The organism is Clostridium sp., assembly GCF_050717545.1.
GTDB lineage: Bacteria > Bacillota > Clostridia > Clostridiales > Clostridiaceae > Clostridium_AD.
On record NZ_JBOITN010000019.1, the window covers coordinates 174,909 to 193,747 of the forward strand.

Annotated in this window: 15 protein-coding genes and 1 other annotated feature; of the genes, 12 read left to right on the forward strand and 3 right to left on the reverse strand. The window is 30.5% G+C overall.

Annotation, left to right across the window (positions count from 1 at the left end):
- Positions 1–118: 118 nt before the first annotated feature.
- The 3 genes from ACREVX_RS05025 (at position 119) to ACREVX_RS05035 (ending at position 4,225) form a co-directional block, all read left to right on the forward strand.
- Positions 119–493 (forward strand): desulfoferrodoxin, encoded by a 375-nt coding sequence (locus tag ACREVX_RS05025; protein WP_431543071.1) that lies wholly within the window; start codon positions 119–121, stop codon positions 491–493.
- Between the two features lie 410 nt (positions 494–903).
- Complete coding sequence (gene trpS, locus ACREVX_RS05030; RefSeq protein WP_431543072.1) at positions 904–1,899, forward strand: tryptophan--tRNA ligase; 996 nt, start codon at positions 904–906, stop codon at positions 1,897–1,899.
- Positions 1,900–2,629: 730 nt separating this feature from the next.
- Positions 2,630–4,225: a peptide chain release factor 3 gene (locus tag ACREVX_RS05035; protein WP_431543088.1), complete on the forward strand. Its 1,596-nt coding sequence runs from the start codon at positions 2,630–2,632 to the stop codon at positions 4,223–4,225.
- Positions 4,226–4,271: 46 nt separating this feature from the next.
- Here the strand turns inward: ACREVX_RS05035 and ACREVX_RS05040 are convergent, their stop codons facing one another.
- Positions 4,272–4,430 (reverse strand): lmo0937 family membrane protein, encoded by a 159-nt coding sequence (locus tag ACREVX_RS05040; RefSeq protein WP_431543073.1) that lies wholly within the window; start codon positions 4,428–4,430, stop codon positions 4,272–4,274.
- Between the two features lie 205 nt (positions 4,431–4,635).
- On the opposite strand from ACREVX_RS05040, the gene ACREVX_RS05045 reads away from it, so the two are divergent.
- A complete protein-coding gene (locus ACREVX_RS05045) occupies positions 4,636–5,175 on the forward strand; it encodes an ECF transporter S component (RefSeq protein WP_431543074.1) in 540 nt (179 codons plus the stop codon).
- A gap of 64 nt (positions 5,176–5,239) precedes the next feature.
- On the opposite strand, the gene ACREVX_RS05050 is transcribed toward ACREVX_RS05045, so the two are convergent.
- On the reverse strand, positions 5,240–6,325 hold the full coding sequence (locus ACREVX_RS05050; RefSeq protein WP_431543075.1) for an endospore germination permease: 1,086 nt from the start codon (positions 6,323–6,325) through the stop codon (positions 5,240–5,242).
- A 156-nt stretch (positions 6,326–6,481) separates the two neighbouring features.
- Between ACREVX_RS05050 and ACREVX_RS05055 the strand changes: the two genes are divergently transcribed.
- The 8 genes from ACREVX_RS05055 to yjbM all read left to right on the forward strand — a co-directional run bounded on the left by ACREVX_RS05055 (position 6,482) and on the right by yjbM (position 15,711).
- Positions 6,482–7,888, forward strand: coding sequence for a spore germination protein (locus ACREVX_RS05055; protein WP_431543076.1), 1,407 nt, complete (start codon positions 6,482–6,484; stop codon positions 7,886–7,888).
- Entirely contained in the window at positions 7,881–8,999 is a 1,119-nt protein-coding gene (locus ACREVX_RS05060; RefSeq protein WP_431543077.1) for a Ger(x)C family spore germination protein, read from the forward strand. Before ACREVX_RS05055 ends, ACREVX_RS05060 begins: the two co-directional genes overlap by 8 nt.
- A 124-nt stretch (positions 9,000–9,123) precedes the next feature.
- Positions 9,124–10,269, forward strand: a complete 1,146-nt coding sequence (locus ACREVX_RS05065) for an AlbA family DNA-binding domain-containing protein (RefSeq protein ID WP_431543078.1) — start codon at positions 9,124–9,126, stop codon at positions 10,267–10,269.
- A gap of 125 nt (positions 10,270–10,394) precedes the next feature.
- Positions 10,395–10,670: a binding site (T-box leader), on the forward strand.
- Between the two features lie 58 nt (positions 10,671–10,728).
- Positions 10,729–11,949, forward strand: a complete 1,221-nt coding sequence (tyrS, locus tag ACREVX_RS05070; RefSeq protein WP_431543079.1) for a tyrosine--tRNA ligase — start codon at positions 10,729–10,731, stop codon at positions 11,947–11,949.
- Between the two features lie 154 nt (positions 11,950–12,103).
- Positions 12,104–13,684: a hypothetical protein gene (locus ACREVX_RS05075; RefSeq protein WP_431543080.1), complete on the forward strand. Its 1,581-nt coding sequence runs from the start codon at positions 12,104–12,106 to the stop codon at positions 13,682–13,684.
- Positions 13,685–13,723: 39 nt separating this feature from the next.
- Complete coding sequence (locus tag ACREVX_RS05080; RefSeq protein WP_431543089.1) at positions 13,724–13,987, forward strand: EscU/YscU/HrcU family type III secretion system export apparatus switch protein; 264 nt, start codon at positions 13,724–13,726, stop codon at positions 13,985–13,987.
- 26 nt (positions 13,988–14,013) lie between these two features.
- A complete protein-coding gene (locus ACREVX_RS05085) occupies positions 14,014–14,703 on the forward strand; it encodes a metallophosphoesterase (protein WP_431543081.1) in 690 nt (229 codons plus the stop codon).
- A 216-nt stretch (positions 14,704–14,919) separates the two neighbouring features.
- Positions 14,920–15,711 (forward strand): GTP diphosphokinase, encoded by a 792-nt coding sequence (yjbM, locus tag ACREVX_RS05090; RefSeq protein WP_431543082.1) that lies wholly within the window; start codon positions 14,920–14,922, stop codon positions 15,709–15,711.
- A 61-nt stretch (positions 15,712–15,772) separates the two neighbouring features.
- Here yjbM and leuS read toward each other — a convergent pair whose 3' ends face one another.
- Complete coding sequence (gene leuS, locus ACREVX_RS05095; protein ID WP_431543083.1) at positions 15,773–18,235, reverse strand: leucine--tRNA ligase; 2,463 nt, start codon at positions 18,233–18,235, stop codon at positions 15,773–15,775.
- Positions 18,236–18,839 lie beyond the last annotated feature (604 nt).

The window sequence follows — 18,839 nt, forward strand, 5'->3', positions numbered from 1 at the left end:
GAGTTTTTGAATTAATGTAGAATATATATAATTACTATCAATAAATAATTGTTATAGATTAAAAGTTATATATTATAATAAAAATTTATTGATTTCTAAATTTAAAGGAGGAATAAAAATGACTGAATTAAGACAAATTTACAAATGTGAAATATGTGGTAATATAGTTGAGGTAGTTCATAATGCTGGAGGAACTTTAGTGTGTTGTGGAAAGAATATGACACTTCAAGAAGAAAATATTAAGGATGCAGCAGTTGAAAAACATGTTCCTGTATTTGAAAAAATAGAGGGTGGAATTAAAGTTAAAGTTGGAGCAGTTGAGCATCCAATGGTTGAAGCACATCATATTGAATTTATTGAAGCACATACTGAAAACAAGGTATATAGAAAATACTTAAAACCAGGCGAAAAACCAGAAGCAGAATTTAAAATAGAAGAAGAAGTGTTATTCATACGTGAATACTGCAATTTACACGGTCTTTGGAAAGCATAAAATATTAAAATTAATATTAAATCTATATATTGAATCTAAATTATTAATTAAAGTTGACAATTAGTATTGATAGGTATACTATTATTTAAAGATATTTTAAAAATAGTATATTAAAGTCATTGATGAGAAGCAAGTAGATTTAAAAACAGATTTTTAGAGAGTCGTAGAAGGTGGGATTACGATAATTATGTTTAAGTTGAATGGGTCTCTAAGACGCAGGATGAAGCATAGTAGTCCTTGACGTATGCCTTACGTTATAGAGGTAGGATATCATAGTGTATCTGTTAAAGTGAAGATTTAATAGCTTCAAGTATTAGGTGGTACCGTGTATATGCGCCCTGTGGATTTATCCATAGGGTGCTTTTTAATTTAAGAAAATTTAGTAAATTATACTATAGGAGATGGTTATTTTGGAAAATAATAAAAAAATAATATTTAGTGGAATTCAGCCTTCAGGTGATTTAACACTAGGAAATTATTTAGGAGCTATAAAAAACTGGGTTAAATTACAAGAAGAATATGAGTGCTATTTTTGTGTGGTTGATTTACATGCCATTACAGTAAAGCAAGAACCAAAGGAACTTAGAAGAAGAACATTAGAGGTGTTAGCTATTTATTTAGCTTCAGGGATTGATCCTGACAAAAATACCATGTTTATTCAATCACATGTTCCAGCTCATAGTGAGGCTGCTTGGCTTTTAACTTGTTCTACTTACATGGGAGAATTAAGCAGAATGACTCAATTTAAAGAAAAATCTAAAAATAGTGAAAGCGTAGGAGCGGGATTACTTATTTATCCGGTGCTAATGGCAGCTGATATTTTATTATACCAAACTAATTTAGTGCCGGTAGGAAAAGATCAAACTCAACATCTTGAAATTGCAAGAGATATAGCTGAAAGATTCAATAAAACGTATAGCGATACTTTTGTAATACCCAAGCCATATATAGGTAAAACAGGGGCTAAAATAATGGACTTACAAGAACCAGCTAAGAAAATGTCAAAATCAGGTGAGAATGTTAATGGATTCATTTTAATAATGGACCCACCAGAAGTTATAAGAAAAAAAGTCAATAGGGCAGTTACAGATAGCATTGGGGCAGTTAAATATAATGATGAGCAATTAGGGGTTAAAAACCTGATGACAATACTGATGACTATAACTGGTCTTTCTGTAGAAGAAATTGAAGCTAAATATGAGGGATTAGGTTATGCTCAATTTAAAAAAGATGTAGCAGAGGCGATAGTTGCAGAACTTGAACCTATACAAATTAAGATTAATGAATATATGTGCAAAAAATCTTATTTGGAGGAAATTTATAAAAAAGGTTCTGAGAAGGCTAACTATGTTGCTAATAAAACTTTAAGAAAAATGCAAAAGAAAATAGGATTTATACCAAGATAATGGTGGGGGGGATTCTCCTACTTGCCTTGCAGGCGAGCTTGAAACTGGAAATTACATTAAGGAATTCTAATCTTTTGCTTATATAAAATTCCCTACCGCTCACACTCGATGTCCTGTCTCGGGTTCGCTAGCACAGCCTCTGGGTCGTTCTCTGGGGGACATAACAATTATTAATTGTTATGCAACCTGGCAGTCTTACGGGGATTTTATATTCGCAAAAGAAGAATTTCTAAATGGAATTTCAATGTTTCCGCGCTTCTTCTTGCAAATCACTTCGGAGAAATTCTACACTATTATGAATGGTAAACTGCGGGAAGTTCAAGGGAGAAAAAGAAGGCGGAGGTCATCAGATAAATATATAAACAGGAAAGATTCAACATTGTCTATGAATGCACCCTACGGATAGGGTCAGGGAGAATGAAAGCGGGAATTTAGAAAAATAATATTTTAAGACTCATCTATTTCAGAAGGGTCTTATTTTGATCTAATATAATATTCTTATATATATGAAAGTGTAGATGGACAGTTATTTATGGGGTTAAGAGTATATAGGGATAAAAGTTATCGTACAACCTTAGTTGACATATATGGTGATAAAAGCTAAAATTGATAGGTAGAGAAATGGTAGGTGAGATTTTAGAATCGCTCAGAGTTAAGAGAGTGGTTGTAGGAATATATATGCAAGTACATAGTTAAAAAATACAAAAGGGAAGAAAGGAGAATGATGACTTTGGCGGATTACATAAAAGAAATTAAAAAAAGAAGAACGTTTGCTATAATTTCACATCCCGATGCAGGTAAAACTACGCTGACGGAAAAGTTATTATTATATGGTGGTGCAATAAGGCTTGCAGGTTCAGTTAAGGCTAGAAAGGCTTCTAAACATGCAGTCTCAGATTGGATGGAAATAGAAAAACAAAGAGGTATTTCTGTTACGTCTTCAGTTATGCAATTTAGTTATAATGATTTTTGTATAAATATACTTGATACACCAGGTCATCAAGATTTTAGTGAAGATACTTATAGAACACTTATGGCAGCCGATAGTGCAGTAATGATTATTGATGGTGCAAAAGGAGTGGAATCACAAACAAGAAAACTATTCCATGTATGCAGTATTAGAGAAATACCTATATTTACTTTTGTAAACAAAATGGATAGAGAAACTCGAGATATATTTGAACTAATGGAAGAGATAGAGAATGAATTTGGAATTAAATCTTATCCTATGAACTGGCCTATAGGTTGTGGAGTGGATTTTAAAGGTGTGTACGATAGACGCACAAAGGAAATTATTGTTTTTGATGATGGAAAACATGGTCAATTAGAAGCTAAAGAGACTAAAATTAGTATTGATGATGAAAAGGCAATTGAACTTATTGGTGATGTGCTTTATGATAAGCTTATGGAAGATATGGAGCTTTTAGACGTTGCGGGAGATGACTTTGACTTAGCAAAGGTAGCTAATGGAGAACTTACACCAGTATTTTTCGGTAGTGCTTCAACTAATTTTGGGGTTGAACCATTTTTGGATAACTTTTTAAAGTTAACTCCGCCACCATTGCCAAGAAATTCGAGCATAGGGAAAATAGATGTCTTTAGTAAAGATTTTTCTGCTTTTGTATTTAAGATTCAGGCTAATATGAATAAAGCTCATAGGGACAGGATTGCTTTTATGAGAATTTGTTCAGGACAGTTTGAAAAAGGCATGGATGTTTATCATGTGCAAGGCGGTAATAAAATAAAATTAGCTCAACCGCAACAATTTTTAGCTCAAGAGAGAGAAATAGTAGAAGAGGCATATGCTGGAGATATTATTGGAGTATTTGATCCAGGTATTTTTAGCATAGGAGATACTATATGTGCATCTTCTAATAAATTTGAGTTTGAGGGAATACCAACTTTTGCACCAGAATTTTTTGCAAGGGTGAGAACTGTTGATACTATGAAGAGAAAGCAATTTATAAAGGGCGTAACACAAATAGCTCAAGAAGGTGCAATCCAAGTATTTAAGGAGCTTCATATAGGAATCGAACAAATTGTAGTTGGAGTTGTAGGTGTGTTACAGTTTGAGGTATTAGAATTTAGACTTAAAAATGAATATAATGTAGATATTAAAATTGATAGATTATCATTTACACAAATAAGATGGATTGAAAATAGTAATATAGATAAAGAAAAACTTAATTTGACTAGTGATGCTAGAATAGTTAAAGATTTTAAAAATAGGGATATATTATTATTCCAAAATGATTGGGGTATTAGCTGGGCACTTGAACATAATAAAGGTCTGATTTTATCAGATATAAGTAAAAATAACGATTAATATAAAAATAAAAAAATCTCTTGAAGTAATTTCAAGAGATTTTTTGTTATTTATATGTTTTTTTTCTGCTAGATAATAAATCAACTACAAATACAATGGCAGCAACTATTAGGAGAATGTTAATTAAGCTTCCACCTTTACTAAAAAGTACTCCAATTAACCAAAATAAAACCACAAATCCGCCAAGCCATCGTAAAAATGTCATATTTACACCTCCATTTATCAAAATAACAATTAGAATCAACTAAATAACATATATAGTATTTAGTATTTTGCCAAAGTATATGCAAAATATATATAAATTTATTATCTAAAAGTGTATGGGTACATTTGAAAAATAATATATATTGTATATAATATATATTAAAGTGATTTTAAAATATATTTAAGAATAGATTTGGGGGAGAAATATGGAAAATAATTTATCATCAGTTAAAACTCTTGACATAGTACAAATTAGTCTAATGGCAGCAATTACATTTATAGCTACGTGGGTTATACATGTACCAACTTTTATGGGTGTACTTCATTTAGGGGATAGTATGATTTTTTTATCGGCTATATTATTTGGAAGGAAAAAATCAGCTATATCTTCTGCTGTTGGTATGTGTTTATTTGATATAATAAGCGGATATACCTTATGGGCACCATTTACTTTAATTATCAAAGGTGTAATGGGATATATTGCTGGAAGTATTGCCTTTAGAAAAAATTATAATGGAAATAACACTCCAAACAATATATTCGCATTCGTTGTAGCAGGTGTTTGGATGATAATTGCATATTATTTAGGCGGAGCTGTAATATTAACATTTATTTCTAAAGAATTTGCACTTAAACAAGCATTAATTATTTCATTAAAAGATATACCTACGAACATTCTCCAAGTAGCAGGTGGTATGGCGTTGGCACTACCTTTAATAGCAGCATTAAAAAGAAAAATAAGTTAATTAATTAATGAAAACTAATATATAAAAAGACATCATTATATAATAAATATATAATGATGTCTTTTTACGTCATATTTGTATTGCTCTTTTTAGTTCTAAAGTAAAATATACCGAAAATTATTGTTGGTATTATTATAAAGCTTACTACAGAAAAATAGACGTAAAGATTTAAAAACTTATACAAGAATAGTACTTTAGCGGAAATGAAAAAAGAAATTATGAATACAAATAAAGTAATAATGTATATGGAGTATTTATTTAAAAAAGAAAGCTTTTTTAATAAAATGAGTATAGCATTTAGTGCTAACAAATATTTTATAAACCACCCACCTACCATTTGAAGCATTACAAAAAATTGCCCAACCTCTAAAAAATCGAAATAACTTATTAATTGTGTTTGTAGAAGCTTGGGATAGTTAAGCTCCAAGGCTCTAGATACTTCAAAAGTACTTAAAATACCTATATTTGCAAAAATCTCCATTTGAATTACGATAAGCAGTGCAATTATGCAATGTTTTGTTATTTTTGATTTATTAGTTACTCTAGATAAAAAGGGGATACAAATAGCTATACTACCATAACATCCCAGGGCTTTTATTATTGATAAAATAAAAGATTTAGTTACGCCATCCGCCATTATAGGAAGTAGATAACTTAGTTTTTTATATTTAGCGGTAAGGATTGCTAGGTTGATCCCTGACACCATAATAATAGATATACTAATAATAGTAATTATAATTATAGCCCTAGTACCCTTTTTTGTAATATAAATGGCGGGGATTACTATAAACAATAGAAAAAACCAAACAGGCGTATCTGAAAGCAAATTTATATGCAAGGCGTTTGCTTCTACTGAAGAACTTTCTATTAAAGTTATAAATAAAGTTAAGACAAATAAAATTAAAAAAATGTCTCCCATAGTTTTACCTAGAGCTTTTCGGTATATTTCATCTATATTAAAGCATTTTGTTTTCTTACAAACGGTGAGTAAAAAAATAAAATAAATAAACATAAGAATAGAGGCAATAATAACGGAAATCCAGGAATCTCTACCTCCATTTACAATGAATACATTAGGGTATGTTTTCATTGCTACAATTGAGGTTCCCCAAATTATGAACATTAAATGTTTTGTGTTTAGTTTATCCATTTTGTAATCTTGTCTCCTCTTTTTTTGAATGTACGTTAATGCAATAAAAATTGATATACTAGTATTATTTCCCAATTTTAAAATATTAAACTATAAATTAGAAAATTTAAGAATATTCGGTCTGAAAATTACAAATAATAAAATGGGTGATTAAAAATGGAAAAAGTAAATATAGATTATATTAAAGAAAAACTAAAAAATAGTTATGATGTAAAATATAGAGAGATAGAATGCGCGGTAGGAACAATATTCGGTGTTTTTATTGATGATTTATGTGATTCTAAATTTATTAGTGAATACATATTCAACCCCTTAATACAACACGAGATATCGACTGTAGACTTAGAGTATATAAAGAAAGAAGTGTTACCGGCAAATAATATTGGAGATATTAATACGAATGAGGAGGCTATGTCACATATTTTATCTGGAGACTTGGTTCTTATATTTTCTTTTGCTAATAAAGCAATTTATTGTGAAGCCAAGGGGTATGTAAGGCGAGGTGTTGGAATTCCAGTTACTGAAAATGTTATCAAAGGACCAAGGGAAGGGTTTACCGAGGCTTTTGTAGATAATGTGTCATTGATTAGGCGGAAAATAAAAAATACGGATTTGAAATTTGAATCCATAATTCTTGGGAGTAAATCGAATACAATAGCTGTAATATGCTACATAGAAGGTGTGGCTCCTAAGAAGCTTGTGGATTATATAAGAAAAAAGGTGACTAATATAAAATTAGAATTTATATTAGATACAAATTATATTGAGGAAGCATTAAAAAACAAGCATACAGCTTTTGACACAATAGGTACTACTGAAAAACCAGATGTGGCAGCAGCAAAGCTTTTAGAAGGTAAAATAGCAATAATCGTAGATGGAACACCTTTTGTAATTACTGCACCATATTTTTTTATAGATAATTTTCATACACCAGATGATTATTATGCTAATATGTATTTTACTAATTTATCAAGAATTATGAGGGTAGGTGGATTCTTCTCAGGTGTATTTTTGTCTGGGTTGTATATGGCTATTGCGGCTTTCCACTTTTCGACTATTCCAACAGTACTTGCTATAAAGTTCACAATGTCTAGAGCAGATGTACCGCTGCCTATAGTAATAGAGTTATTGTTAATGACTTTCTTCTTCCAGCTGCTTCGTGAGGCAGGAATAAGATTGCCACAGTCTATTGGGCAGGCAATGAGTATTGTTGGAGCTTTAATTTTAGGAGATGCAGTGGTGGGAGTAGGATTAGCATCTCAAAGCACAGTAGTAATAGTGGCAATTTCATCCATTTCATCTTTTTTAGTGCCTAAACTTTATGGTGCTTTATCCATATGGAATATAATAATCATTATTTTTTCAGCAGTTCTTGGACTTCCTGGATTTTATATTGGTTTCTTTATTTTTATTGCACATATGGCGGGCCTTGAGAGCTGTGGATATCCATATTTATTTCCTTTAGGAACACTTGAAACCTTTAAATTTAAAGATTTACTATATAGAAAAGAACTTAACAAGATATCTAATAGTATTTTTGATAAGGATGATTATAATGAGTAAGTATAAGAAGATATTAGTTATAATAAGTTTAACAATGTGTTGCTTTATAATGACGTCATGTTTTAGTTATAGGGATGTTAATAAACTATTATTTGTTACTGGTATAATAATAGATGTAGATCAAGCTAATAATCCTATAATATATGCAGAAGCGTATAAGGGAATAAGAGCAGTAACGCCTGGTGGTTCGGATGAGAGGATAATATTTAAAGGGACGGGTAAAACAATTTTTGAAGCTGTTAGAAATATGAATGCCACTTCCAGTTACAAATTAAATTATACACAGAATAAGGCGATAATATTTACTCAAAAAGCCGCAGAATACGGTCTTGACAATTTCGTAGATTTTTTATATCGTGATCAAGAATTGCTTATAAGACCGAGTATTGTAATATATAGAGGGGATCCAGAGAAACTTATTAAGATAAATATTGCTCAAGAAAAGTATATTGGATTTTTTTTAATGCATCTTATAGAAAATGTTGGGGCGTCTTCAAGAGCTTTAAAACTAAGCTTAAATGATTTTTATAATCAAAGAAATATGGGAGATAAAACAAATGTAATACCCATAATAGATATTCCAAAAGATGATTTAGAGGAAAGGCTGGAAATAAATGGTGGAGCGGTTGTTAAAGACGATAAAATGGTTAGTGTAATAGAAACAAATGAAGGGCAGGGATTTAACTTTTTAATGAACAATGTTGCAAGTGGTACTTTAGAAATAACTAATCCCAATGATATTAATAAATTTGTAACTTTAGAAATTTTAAAAAGTAAAACTAAGACAGAAGTCAGTTATGAGGATAATTCTATACACTTAAAAAAGAAGATTAAAGTTAATGTGAATTTCGCAGGAGCGCAAAAAAGTATTGATCTAACAAAAGAAAATATAAATAAAATACAGGATAAGTCAGAAGAAAATATTCTGAAATCCTGCAATGGTTTATTCCAAAAATACAAGGTATTAAATATGGACATTTTTGATATAACGCAGCAATTCTATAATAAATATCCAAAGATAAAAATAGAAGATATTATGAACGAAACTGATTTAAAAGTTGAAGTAGAAGTGAAAATAATGAATACAGGTGATGTTGTTAATTTCAAATAGAAAGGCGATGGTAATCCATCGTCTTTTGTTGTAGAATATAAATAAAATACAAACATGGTTTAGTTAGGTACAATTTATAGGTATAAGCATATTGTATTATAATAGCGTATTTGAGGTGAGATATATGGATGCGAAAAAAATCAGTATTTTGCTCAGGAGGGATGAGGGCACAAAATTAGATTATAAGTTGAGAATTGATATATTAATGGAGAGCGGTAAAAAAGAATTGGCTAAAGACGTATGTGCTATAGCAAATTCCCGTGGAGGAAGAGGATATATTATTATTGGAGTTGAGGATAAGACAAAAAGAATTGTAGGAATTGATGCTTTTGAATTTAAAGAAGAACAAATCCAACAAATTATTAGTTCGAGATGTGAGCCTCCTATTCCAGTATCTATAGATTTCGTAATACACCAAAGAAAAAATCTAGCAATTATAACTATATATGATGGTGGCCAGAAACCTTATCAATTAAGGGAGAATGGAGCTTTTTACATTAGGCGAGGCTCCACCACAGATACAATGAGAAAAGAAGAATTAATTTCATGTTTGCAAGATAACTTCAGTCTCAATATTGAAACAATGCCCATTATGAATAGTAATATAAATAGTTTGAATTTTGATATAATTAATAAATTTTATTTAAATAAAGGTATTTTAGTAAATGATGATAATAGATTAGATTTTTTGGACAATGCAGGGATAACTTTTATTGAAAGGGATTATAACAAAAGAGTCGTAACTTTGGGAGGACTATTAGTATTTTCCTCGATTAATAGCATTTATTTACCTCATAATATGATAAAAATAATAAACAAAGTAAATAATAATTTTGATGAAGTTATTATTGTTCAAGGAAGTTTACTCGAAATGATTGATAGTGTAGAAGGATTTTTAGAAAATATAGTTCCACATAACTACCCTATTACAGCAGTAAATGAGGCAGTTAAAAATGCAATATTATATAGGGATTACACTATATTTTATAAGGAGATTGATATAGTAGTAAGTTATAACAGTGTAAGTGTAGTTAGCCCTGGGTGTACATTGTTATCCAATGAAATTAGTAATCATAATAATTTAAAAAGAAATATGTGGATATATGATAAATTAATAACGCTTGATGATAGAAAAAGATTTACGAAATCTGGGAATGGATTTGTACGAATCAAAAAGCCTTTTGTAAAATATGGTAAGGTTCTATTTGTGGATTCAAAAGTTGATAACACTTTTAAGGTGATTTTTCCAGGGATTAAAAATTTTATTTAAATTTAAAGAAAACGCTTGTAAATGGATGTAATATATATGTATAAGGAGATAACTTCTAAAGATGGCCTAGTTAATTACTTGATTTATTTTAAATACACCTATATGATTAATATCATAAAAATATATAAATGGCTGTGAAAGAAAAAAGTAACTATAAGAATTATTAAGAGAGCTAGTGGTAGGTGTGAACTAGTTAAGGAATATAGTGAAATACATTCTGGAGCTTTAAGCTGAAATAAAGTTATTATTGCGCCACCGCAAGTGACGGCGGCACCATAGGTAACGGCGTCACCAAGGGTGACGATTAGATTAGGCTGAGACGGGTTGACCTTACGTTATAAGGAAAAAGCGGATTGTTAAATCAATTTGGGTGGTACCACGGAAATTATTTCGTCCCTTTCATAGGGGCGTTTTTTTATTGCCAAAAATAAGTAAGATTAAAATAAGGAGGAATAAATTATGGAAAATGTATATGATACGCTTTGTGAGCGAGGATATATAAAACAACTTACTCACGAGGATGAAATTAAGAAAATATTAGCTAAGGAGAAGGTTACATTTTATATAGGTTTTGATCCAACAGCAGATAGTTTGCATATTGGGCACTTTATTGCCATGATGTTTATGGCACATATGCAAAGAGCAGGTCACAGACCTATAGCCTTAGTCGGTGGTGGAACTGCAATGATTGGTGATCCATCAGGAAAAACAGATATGAGAAAAATGCTTTCAAAAGATGAAATTGATTATAATATATCCTGCATAAAAAAACAACTTTCAAAACTTATAGATTTTAAGGATGATAAAGCAATACTGGAAAACAATGCAAATTGGCTTTTGAACCTAAATTATGTAGATTTTATAAGAGATATAGGCGTGCATTTTTCAGTGAACAGGATGCTCACTGCTGAATGTTTTAAACAGAGATTAGAAAAAGGCTTATCTTTCTTTGAGTTTAACTATATGCTTATGCAAGGATATGACTTTTTAATGCTAAATAAAAAATATGGATGTACTATGCAATTAGGTGGAGATGATCAATGGTCTAACATAATTGCTGGAATGGAACTAATAAGGAAAAAAGAAAGTAAAAATGCTTATGGAATGACCTGTGCGTTACTTACTAATAGCGAAGGCAAGAAAATGGGAAAAACTGAGAATGGTGCTTTATGGCTTGATGCAAATAAAACACCTCCTTATGATTTTTACCAGTACTGGAGAAATATTGCCGATTCAGATGTAGAAAAATGTTTATCATTACTCACATTTATACCCATGGATGAAGTTAGAAGATTAGGAGCATTAAAAGATGAAAAAATCAATGAAGCTAAAAAGGTTTTAGCTTATGAAGTTACAAAACTTATTCATGGAGAGAACGAAGCTATTAAGGCTAAGACCGCTGCAGAGGCTTTATTTGGCAGTGGGACTAATATGAGTAACGTGCCTCTAGTTTCAGTGCCAGAAGCCATGAAAAACGCAGGATTTATGGATATATTGGTTTATACTAAAGTAGTGCCTTCAAAAGCAGAAGCTAGAAGATTAATTGAGCAGGGTGGATTAACTATTAATGATAAAAAAATTGAAGATAAAAATTCAATACTTTTAGATTCTGATTTTATAGATGGAAGCGTACTGATAAAAAAAGGAAAGAAAAAATATTATTCTTTAATTATAGAATAGAGAAATTTAAAATAGTAAAAGGGTAGGAATCAATAAAACAAAGTTAAAATAAATTTATATTTTAGCTTTGTTTTTAGTTTTAGGTTTTTTGTACGATAATAAAATATCGATAATTTTTAAATAGAAATTATTCTAAATAAAAAGGAGGTGGCTTATGTCAGTAATAAGTAATATTTCTACATTGCAGAATCCGTCATCGAAAAAAGCCTTTACCAAACTATCTTTTGAAGTTGGAGAAAAATTTAGTGCGAGAATAGTAAATGAAGATCAGCAAAATGGAGAAGTTAATTTAAAACTATTAGATGGATGGCAGTTCTGTGCAAAGCTGGATAAGCCACTAGAAGAATCCTTTGATGGCAATGTGTTAAGATTTGAAGTGGAAGGGTTTGAAGATGATAAGCTTAAAATAAAATTAGTATTTGAAGATAAAGATGCTAAAGGTATAGAAAATGATGTTTTAGAAGATTTAAGTAAGGGAAAATCTTTAAGTCATGATAAAGCTGATTCTATAATTTTTCAAAAAATGATAAAACATGATATGCCTTTAACTAGGGAGAATATAACTTTCATAAAAAGTTTAATTGATTTTAGGGAAAAAATATCATTAAATACAAATAAAGAGGATGTCTTTATTGGAAAATATCTTAGTAGTAGAAATATTGATATTAATAGTGAAAAGGCTAATGATACTACTATAATTCTAAAAAACTTTTTCACGGTTTTAAAAAGTCTAAATATCGATGAGATATTATTATTTAAAGAAAACAATATTGAGCTCACTAAAGAAAATCTCGAAAGTTTTACTACGTTATTTAAAGGCGACTCAGTTGTATATAATGATCTAAAGGAAATTAGTAATTATCTTTTAAACGAGGATGAGGCAAGTCTTAGTTTATTAAATAAAGAGTTAACGCAATTAGGTGTGAAAAAAAATGATTCAGAACTTGTGAATAAACAAGTTGAAATAAAAAGCGAAGAACAACCACCACAAGCTATAGAAAAAAATACGCAAAGTAAGGTAGATAGTAATAGCAATACTAAATCTAACGGTTACGGTAAAAACAATTCACTTAATGAAATTATAAATATGATAAAAAAAGAATTGAATTTTTCAGAGATAGATACGAGAAGTATTAATAAAGAAGGTATAAATAATCATGAGTTAGAAATGAAAATTTTAACTACAGAGTTTCTTATTAAAGAGCAAATTAAATTAAAAACTGAGGAAATTAAAAATATAGTAAAAGACATTATTGAAAATAAAATAAATTTAAAACCAGATTCTTATTCAAAAGTTATGAGTGTATTTGATCAAAAATTTAATGATATAAAAATATTTAATTCCATTTCAGAGCAATACTATTATTTGGACTTGCCTATAAATGTTAATGAAAATAAATATGATCTAAAATTAATTATTAAAGATGATAGAAAAAAAACCAAAAAAATAGATAGTAAAAATTTACAAATTGCTACTAGTATTAAAACACTTAATATGGGAACCGTAGATGCATATATTAAAATTAATAATAATAATATGAATATTGATATAAAATGTAATAAATTTTATGTTAACGTTTTAGAACTTGGTAAAGAAAAACTAATTAAGGATTTATCTAGCTTAAGTTATAAGGTTAATATTAAAGTTAATAATAAAACAAGTGAATTTACTTTAACAAGTTGTGCAGATTTTTTTGATGATAGAAGTTTTAATACTCTCAATATAAAGGTATAATAGATTAAGATATTTAAAGCGCGAGTGAGGTGTGCTAAAATTAAAGAGATGAAAAGAGCCACGGCAATAAAATATGACAAGGGTTATGAAGTACCACTTGTGACTGCAGCTGGAATTGGTTATATTGCAGACGAAATTATAAGGACTGCAAAGGAGAGTAAGGTTGCTATAGTTCAAAATGAGGAATTAGCTAATTTACTTTCAAATGTTGATATAGGGTCAGAAATACCTATAGAATTATATGATGCGATAGCAAAGGTTATTGCTTATGTAATGGACATGGATGCACTAATGAAAAAATAATAAAAGATCAGCAGAGGAGGGTTATTATGGCGTTATGGGCAATATCTGATCTTCATTTAGCTATAAATTCAGACAAACCCATGGATATATTTGGCGAAAAATGGGCGGACCATGATGAGAAAATAAAGGAAAATTGGCTTAGTAAAGTTGAGCCTTGCGACACAGTGCTAATTGCAGGAGATATTTCATGGTCAATGAGCATGGATGATGGTATTGAAGATTTAGAATGGATTCATAAACTTCCAGGAACGAAAATACTTATTAAAGGAAATCACGATTATTGGTGGAGTGGTATTACAAAACTTAATTCACTCTATGAAGATATGGATTTTATACAAAATAATTTTTTTAGTTATAATGATTTCGCTATATGTGGGACTAGGGGATGGAATTGTCCAGGAAGTGCAAGGTTTTCTACCCATGATGAAAAAATATACGAAAGAGAGTTAATTAGGCTAAGACTTTCATTAGAGGCGGCAGTGGAAAAAGGGTTTACAAAAATTATCGTTATGCTTCATTATCCGCCTACAAATGATAAGTTTGAGCAAACAGAACTTATAAAAATAGTAAAAGAATATAACGTAGGTAAGGTAATATATGGACATTTACATGGACCATCATTGAACAGGTTATATGAAGGGAATATAGAAGGGGTAGAATACATAGTAACTTCTTGTGATTATTTAAATTTTGATCCTCTAAAAATATTGGATTAGTGTAGAAGTTAATATAGTATGAATTACTTGTATATTATGGTATGATTTACTTGTCTAATATGGTATATTTTACTTGATTAATTGCTTTTATTTTAACTTAGTAGTAAATTAATTATAACAGAGATTATACTAATATATAATATCATTATATGTTAGTACCCTAAAGCCTGGATATGTTAATTAAGAAGATGAAATCTTATGTAAAGGACTGAGTATATGGCAATAAGAGAGTGGAAAAGATTTTTGATCCCTTATGAACAAGGTGTAGAAGAGTTAAAAGTTAAATTTAGAAGTATAAGGAGAGAATACAGACGTAAAAATGATTATTCTCCTATAGAATTTGTTACAGGAAGGGTTAAAGAAATATCTAGTATTCTTGAAAAAGCTAATAAATTTGGTATACCTCTTGAGAGAATTGAATTTGAAATGGAGGATATCGCAGGAATAAGAGTAATGTGTCAATTTGTAGACGATATTGATAAGGTTGTAAATTTAATACGTGCGAGACTTGATATGACTATAGTTTATGAAAAAGACTATGTTGCAAACGTTAAGGGCAGTGGATATAGAAGTTACCATATGATTATAAAATATCCTGTAAACTTAGCTGAGGGACAAACCGAAATACTTGCAGAATTTCAAATTAGAACTCTAGCAATGAATTTTTGGGCTACAGTGGAGCATTCTTTAAATTATAAATATAAACATGATATACCAGAGTATATAAGAAAGAAACTTAAAAATGCTGCAGATGCAGCTTTTCAATTAGATCAGCAAATGTTAGAAATTAAGGATGAAATTAAGGATGCACAGAAATTATTTGAAGTAAAATCTAATTTGGTTTCAGATATTATGAATAATATTCATATGATTACGTCACTTGGAAAATTAACAGATGCAACTAGGTATAGAGAGCAATTAAATAAGCTAATCGAGGAAGGCGAAGTATTTGAATTAAGCACACTACTTAAAGAAACTCAAAAAACCTTGGATATGTATAAGACATAATTATATTAAATTAAAAGATGCAGCGTTTAAAACGCTGCATCTTTTAATTTAATGTGAAAAACTAAGAAACTACTATATTAACTAATCGTCCCTTAATTATAATAACCTTGCGAATGTTTTTTCCATTTATTGCAGCAATTACTAAGTCATCCTTAAGAGAAAGTTCTTTTATGCCTTCCTCACTTAAATCTTGAGCTATTGTTATTCTAGATTTAATTTTACCATTTACTTGAAGAGCTATCTCTATTTCATCTTTAATAAGAGCAGTGGCATCAAATTCTGGCCAATCTTGATTAAACACAGAGTAACCCATACCTAAGGTTTCCCACTTCTCTTCTGCAAAGTGTGGGGCAAAGGGAGCCAAAAGCTTAAGGTAATCTACAAGAACTTCTTTTAAGAAATTCTTGTTTTTTATTTCTTCATTGATGTATTTGGAAATAGCATTTGTAAGTTCCATAAGTCTTGCAATAGCAGTATTAAATTGAAGTTTTTCTGCATCTTCAGTAACACCTCTTATTGCAAAATTCCTCCAGTAGTTTAATTCTTTTTCAGGCGCTTCCAGGGAGGTTTTATTGTTGCCTTCTTTTGAAATTTCATCACTTCCAGCGTCTACAGCTCTTTCAATTCTATCAACAAATTTTCCAATAGCTTTTATACCATCATCACTCCAAGCACCACCATCAGTATAACCAAAACCAAACATTAGGTACATTCTAAATACATCTGCTCCAAACTCTTTAATATACGCGTCTGGGGAAATAGTATTTCCTTTTGATTTACTCATTTTCAATCCGTCTTCTCCTAAAATTAAACCTTGATGAGTAAGTGATAAGAACGGTTCATCAAAGTCTAAGTATCCCATATCCCTTAGAGCCTTGGTTATAAATCTTGAATAAAGCAAGTGTCCACATGCATGTTCAGGTCCACCTACATATTTGTCTACAGGGAGCATTTTGTTTACTAAGTCTTTATCAAAAGCCTTTTCGCTATTTTTGTTATCAATATATCTAAATTGGTAGAAAGAAGAACAAACAAAAGTATCTAATGTATCGGCTTCTCTACGCGCCGCGCCGCCACAAATTGGGCAAGTGACATTCATAAACTCTTCACTCTTAGCTAAAGGCGATTCTCCATCTGGTGTAAATTCTACATCATAAGGTAGCTTTACAGGAAGCTGATCCTCAGGTACTGGAACAGTTCCGCATTTATCACAATGAATTATTGGAATAGGGGATCCCCAATATCTTTGCCTTGAAACTAACCAATCACGAAGTCTAAAGTTTATTTTCCCGGAACCTAGTCCTAGTGTCTCTAATTTTTTCACTATTGCTTCTTTTGCGTCATTTGTAGATAAACCATTAAATTCGCCACTATTTACTACTTTTCCATGCTCAGTATAAGGTAGGTTTTCTAATTCACCATCTACGCTTTTTAATTTAACAATTACGCTTTCAATAGGTAGTTTATATTTGTTAGCAAATGCAAAATCTCTATCGTCATGAGCAGGAACTGCCATTACTGCGCCAGTTCCGTAGGTGTTTAGAACATAGTCAGCTACCCAAATTGGAACTTGACGTCCGTTTATAGGGTTGATGGCGTAAGATCCAGTAAATACACCGGTTTTATCTCTTGAGATAGATTGTCTTTCTATGTCTGTTTGTTTTCTAGCATCATGCCTATAGGTTTCAACAGCTGATTTGTATTCACTTTTAGTAAGCATATCTACAAGATCATTTTCAGGAGCTATGACTACATATGAAACGCCATACAAAGTGTCTACTCTTGTAGTAAAGACACTAAAGTCTATATCTGAATCCACTACTTTAAAAGTGACGTCAGCGCCAGTAGATTTGCCTATCCAATGTTTTTGCATTGACTTAGTTTTTTCAGGCCAATCTAAAGGCTCAAGGTCATCTAAAAGTTCTTGTGCATAATCTGTAATTTTTAAGAACCACTGGGTTAAATTCTTTTTAGTAACTTCTGTGCCACAACGCTCGCAAGAACCATCTACAAGTACTTGTTCATTTGCAAGTACTGTATTACAGCTAGGGCACCAATTTACAGGTGCTTTTTTCCTGTAGGCAAGGCCCTTTTCGAATAGTTTTAAGAATAACCATTGAGTCCATTTATAATAATCAGGGCGACAAGTTACAACTTCATGATCCCAATTAAACATTGCTCCCATGGCCTTTAATTGTTTTTCCATAGTACTAATGTTTTGATCTGTAGAATCCTTAGGGTGAACGCCTGTTTTTATTGCATAGTTTTCAGCAGGAAGTCCAAAAGCGTCAAAGCCCATTGGCTGGAAGACGTTATAACCCTGCATTTTCTTCATCCTAGCCCAAGAATCTACAGGGCCATAGTTGAACCAGTGACCAGCATGCAATTGGCTTCCAGATGGATAAGAGAACATTTCAAGTACATATAACTTCTTATCAATTTTATTCTCATCAAATTTGTATAATTTTGTTTCTTCCCATTTTTGTTGCCATTTATCATCGATGCTTGTATTGTATTTTGCCATTGTTATTCCTCCTTAGATGTTTTAAAGCTTATAAATAATTATTAATCTTTTTCATTAGAATTTAATATGTAAATATATGCTAAATATAAAAATAAAAAAAACCTCCGTCTCAAGAAAGAGACGAAAGTAATATTCCGCGGTACCACTCTAGTTAGGTTTTACACCTCACTTACAAATATAACGGTTTAAACCGTACTTGTTTTCACAAGTAAGCTCTTATTTGTAGGCTTGAGCCCACAAGTAAATCATAGGTAAGTTCATATTATATCATTACTGCTTTTCACCAAAGAGGCACAAAATAAATAATATCTATGTCCCAATAGCAGTTCTCTTTAAAATGATATATATATTACTGCTCCTAATCAAAGCAATTTATTATATTATTATATTATTGTAGTCTTTGTTTGTTATAGTATTATTATCCATTATAATTTAAAAAAAATTTTAAGTCAAGAATGCCAGTTATTTTAATTTCTTAATATGATTGATTTATGATAATGTCTTACTATACCACATTTGATTATGTCCCAAATTTCAAAAAATATAGTATACTAAAACCTCATGACAAGAAATGAGGTGGGCGTAATTAGAAAGGTGATTTTAA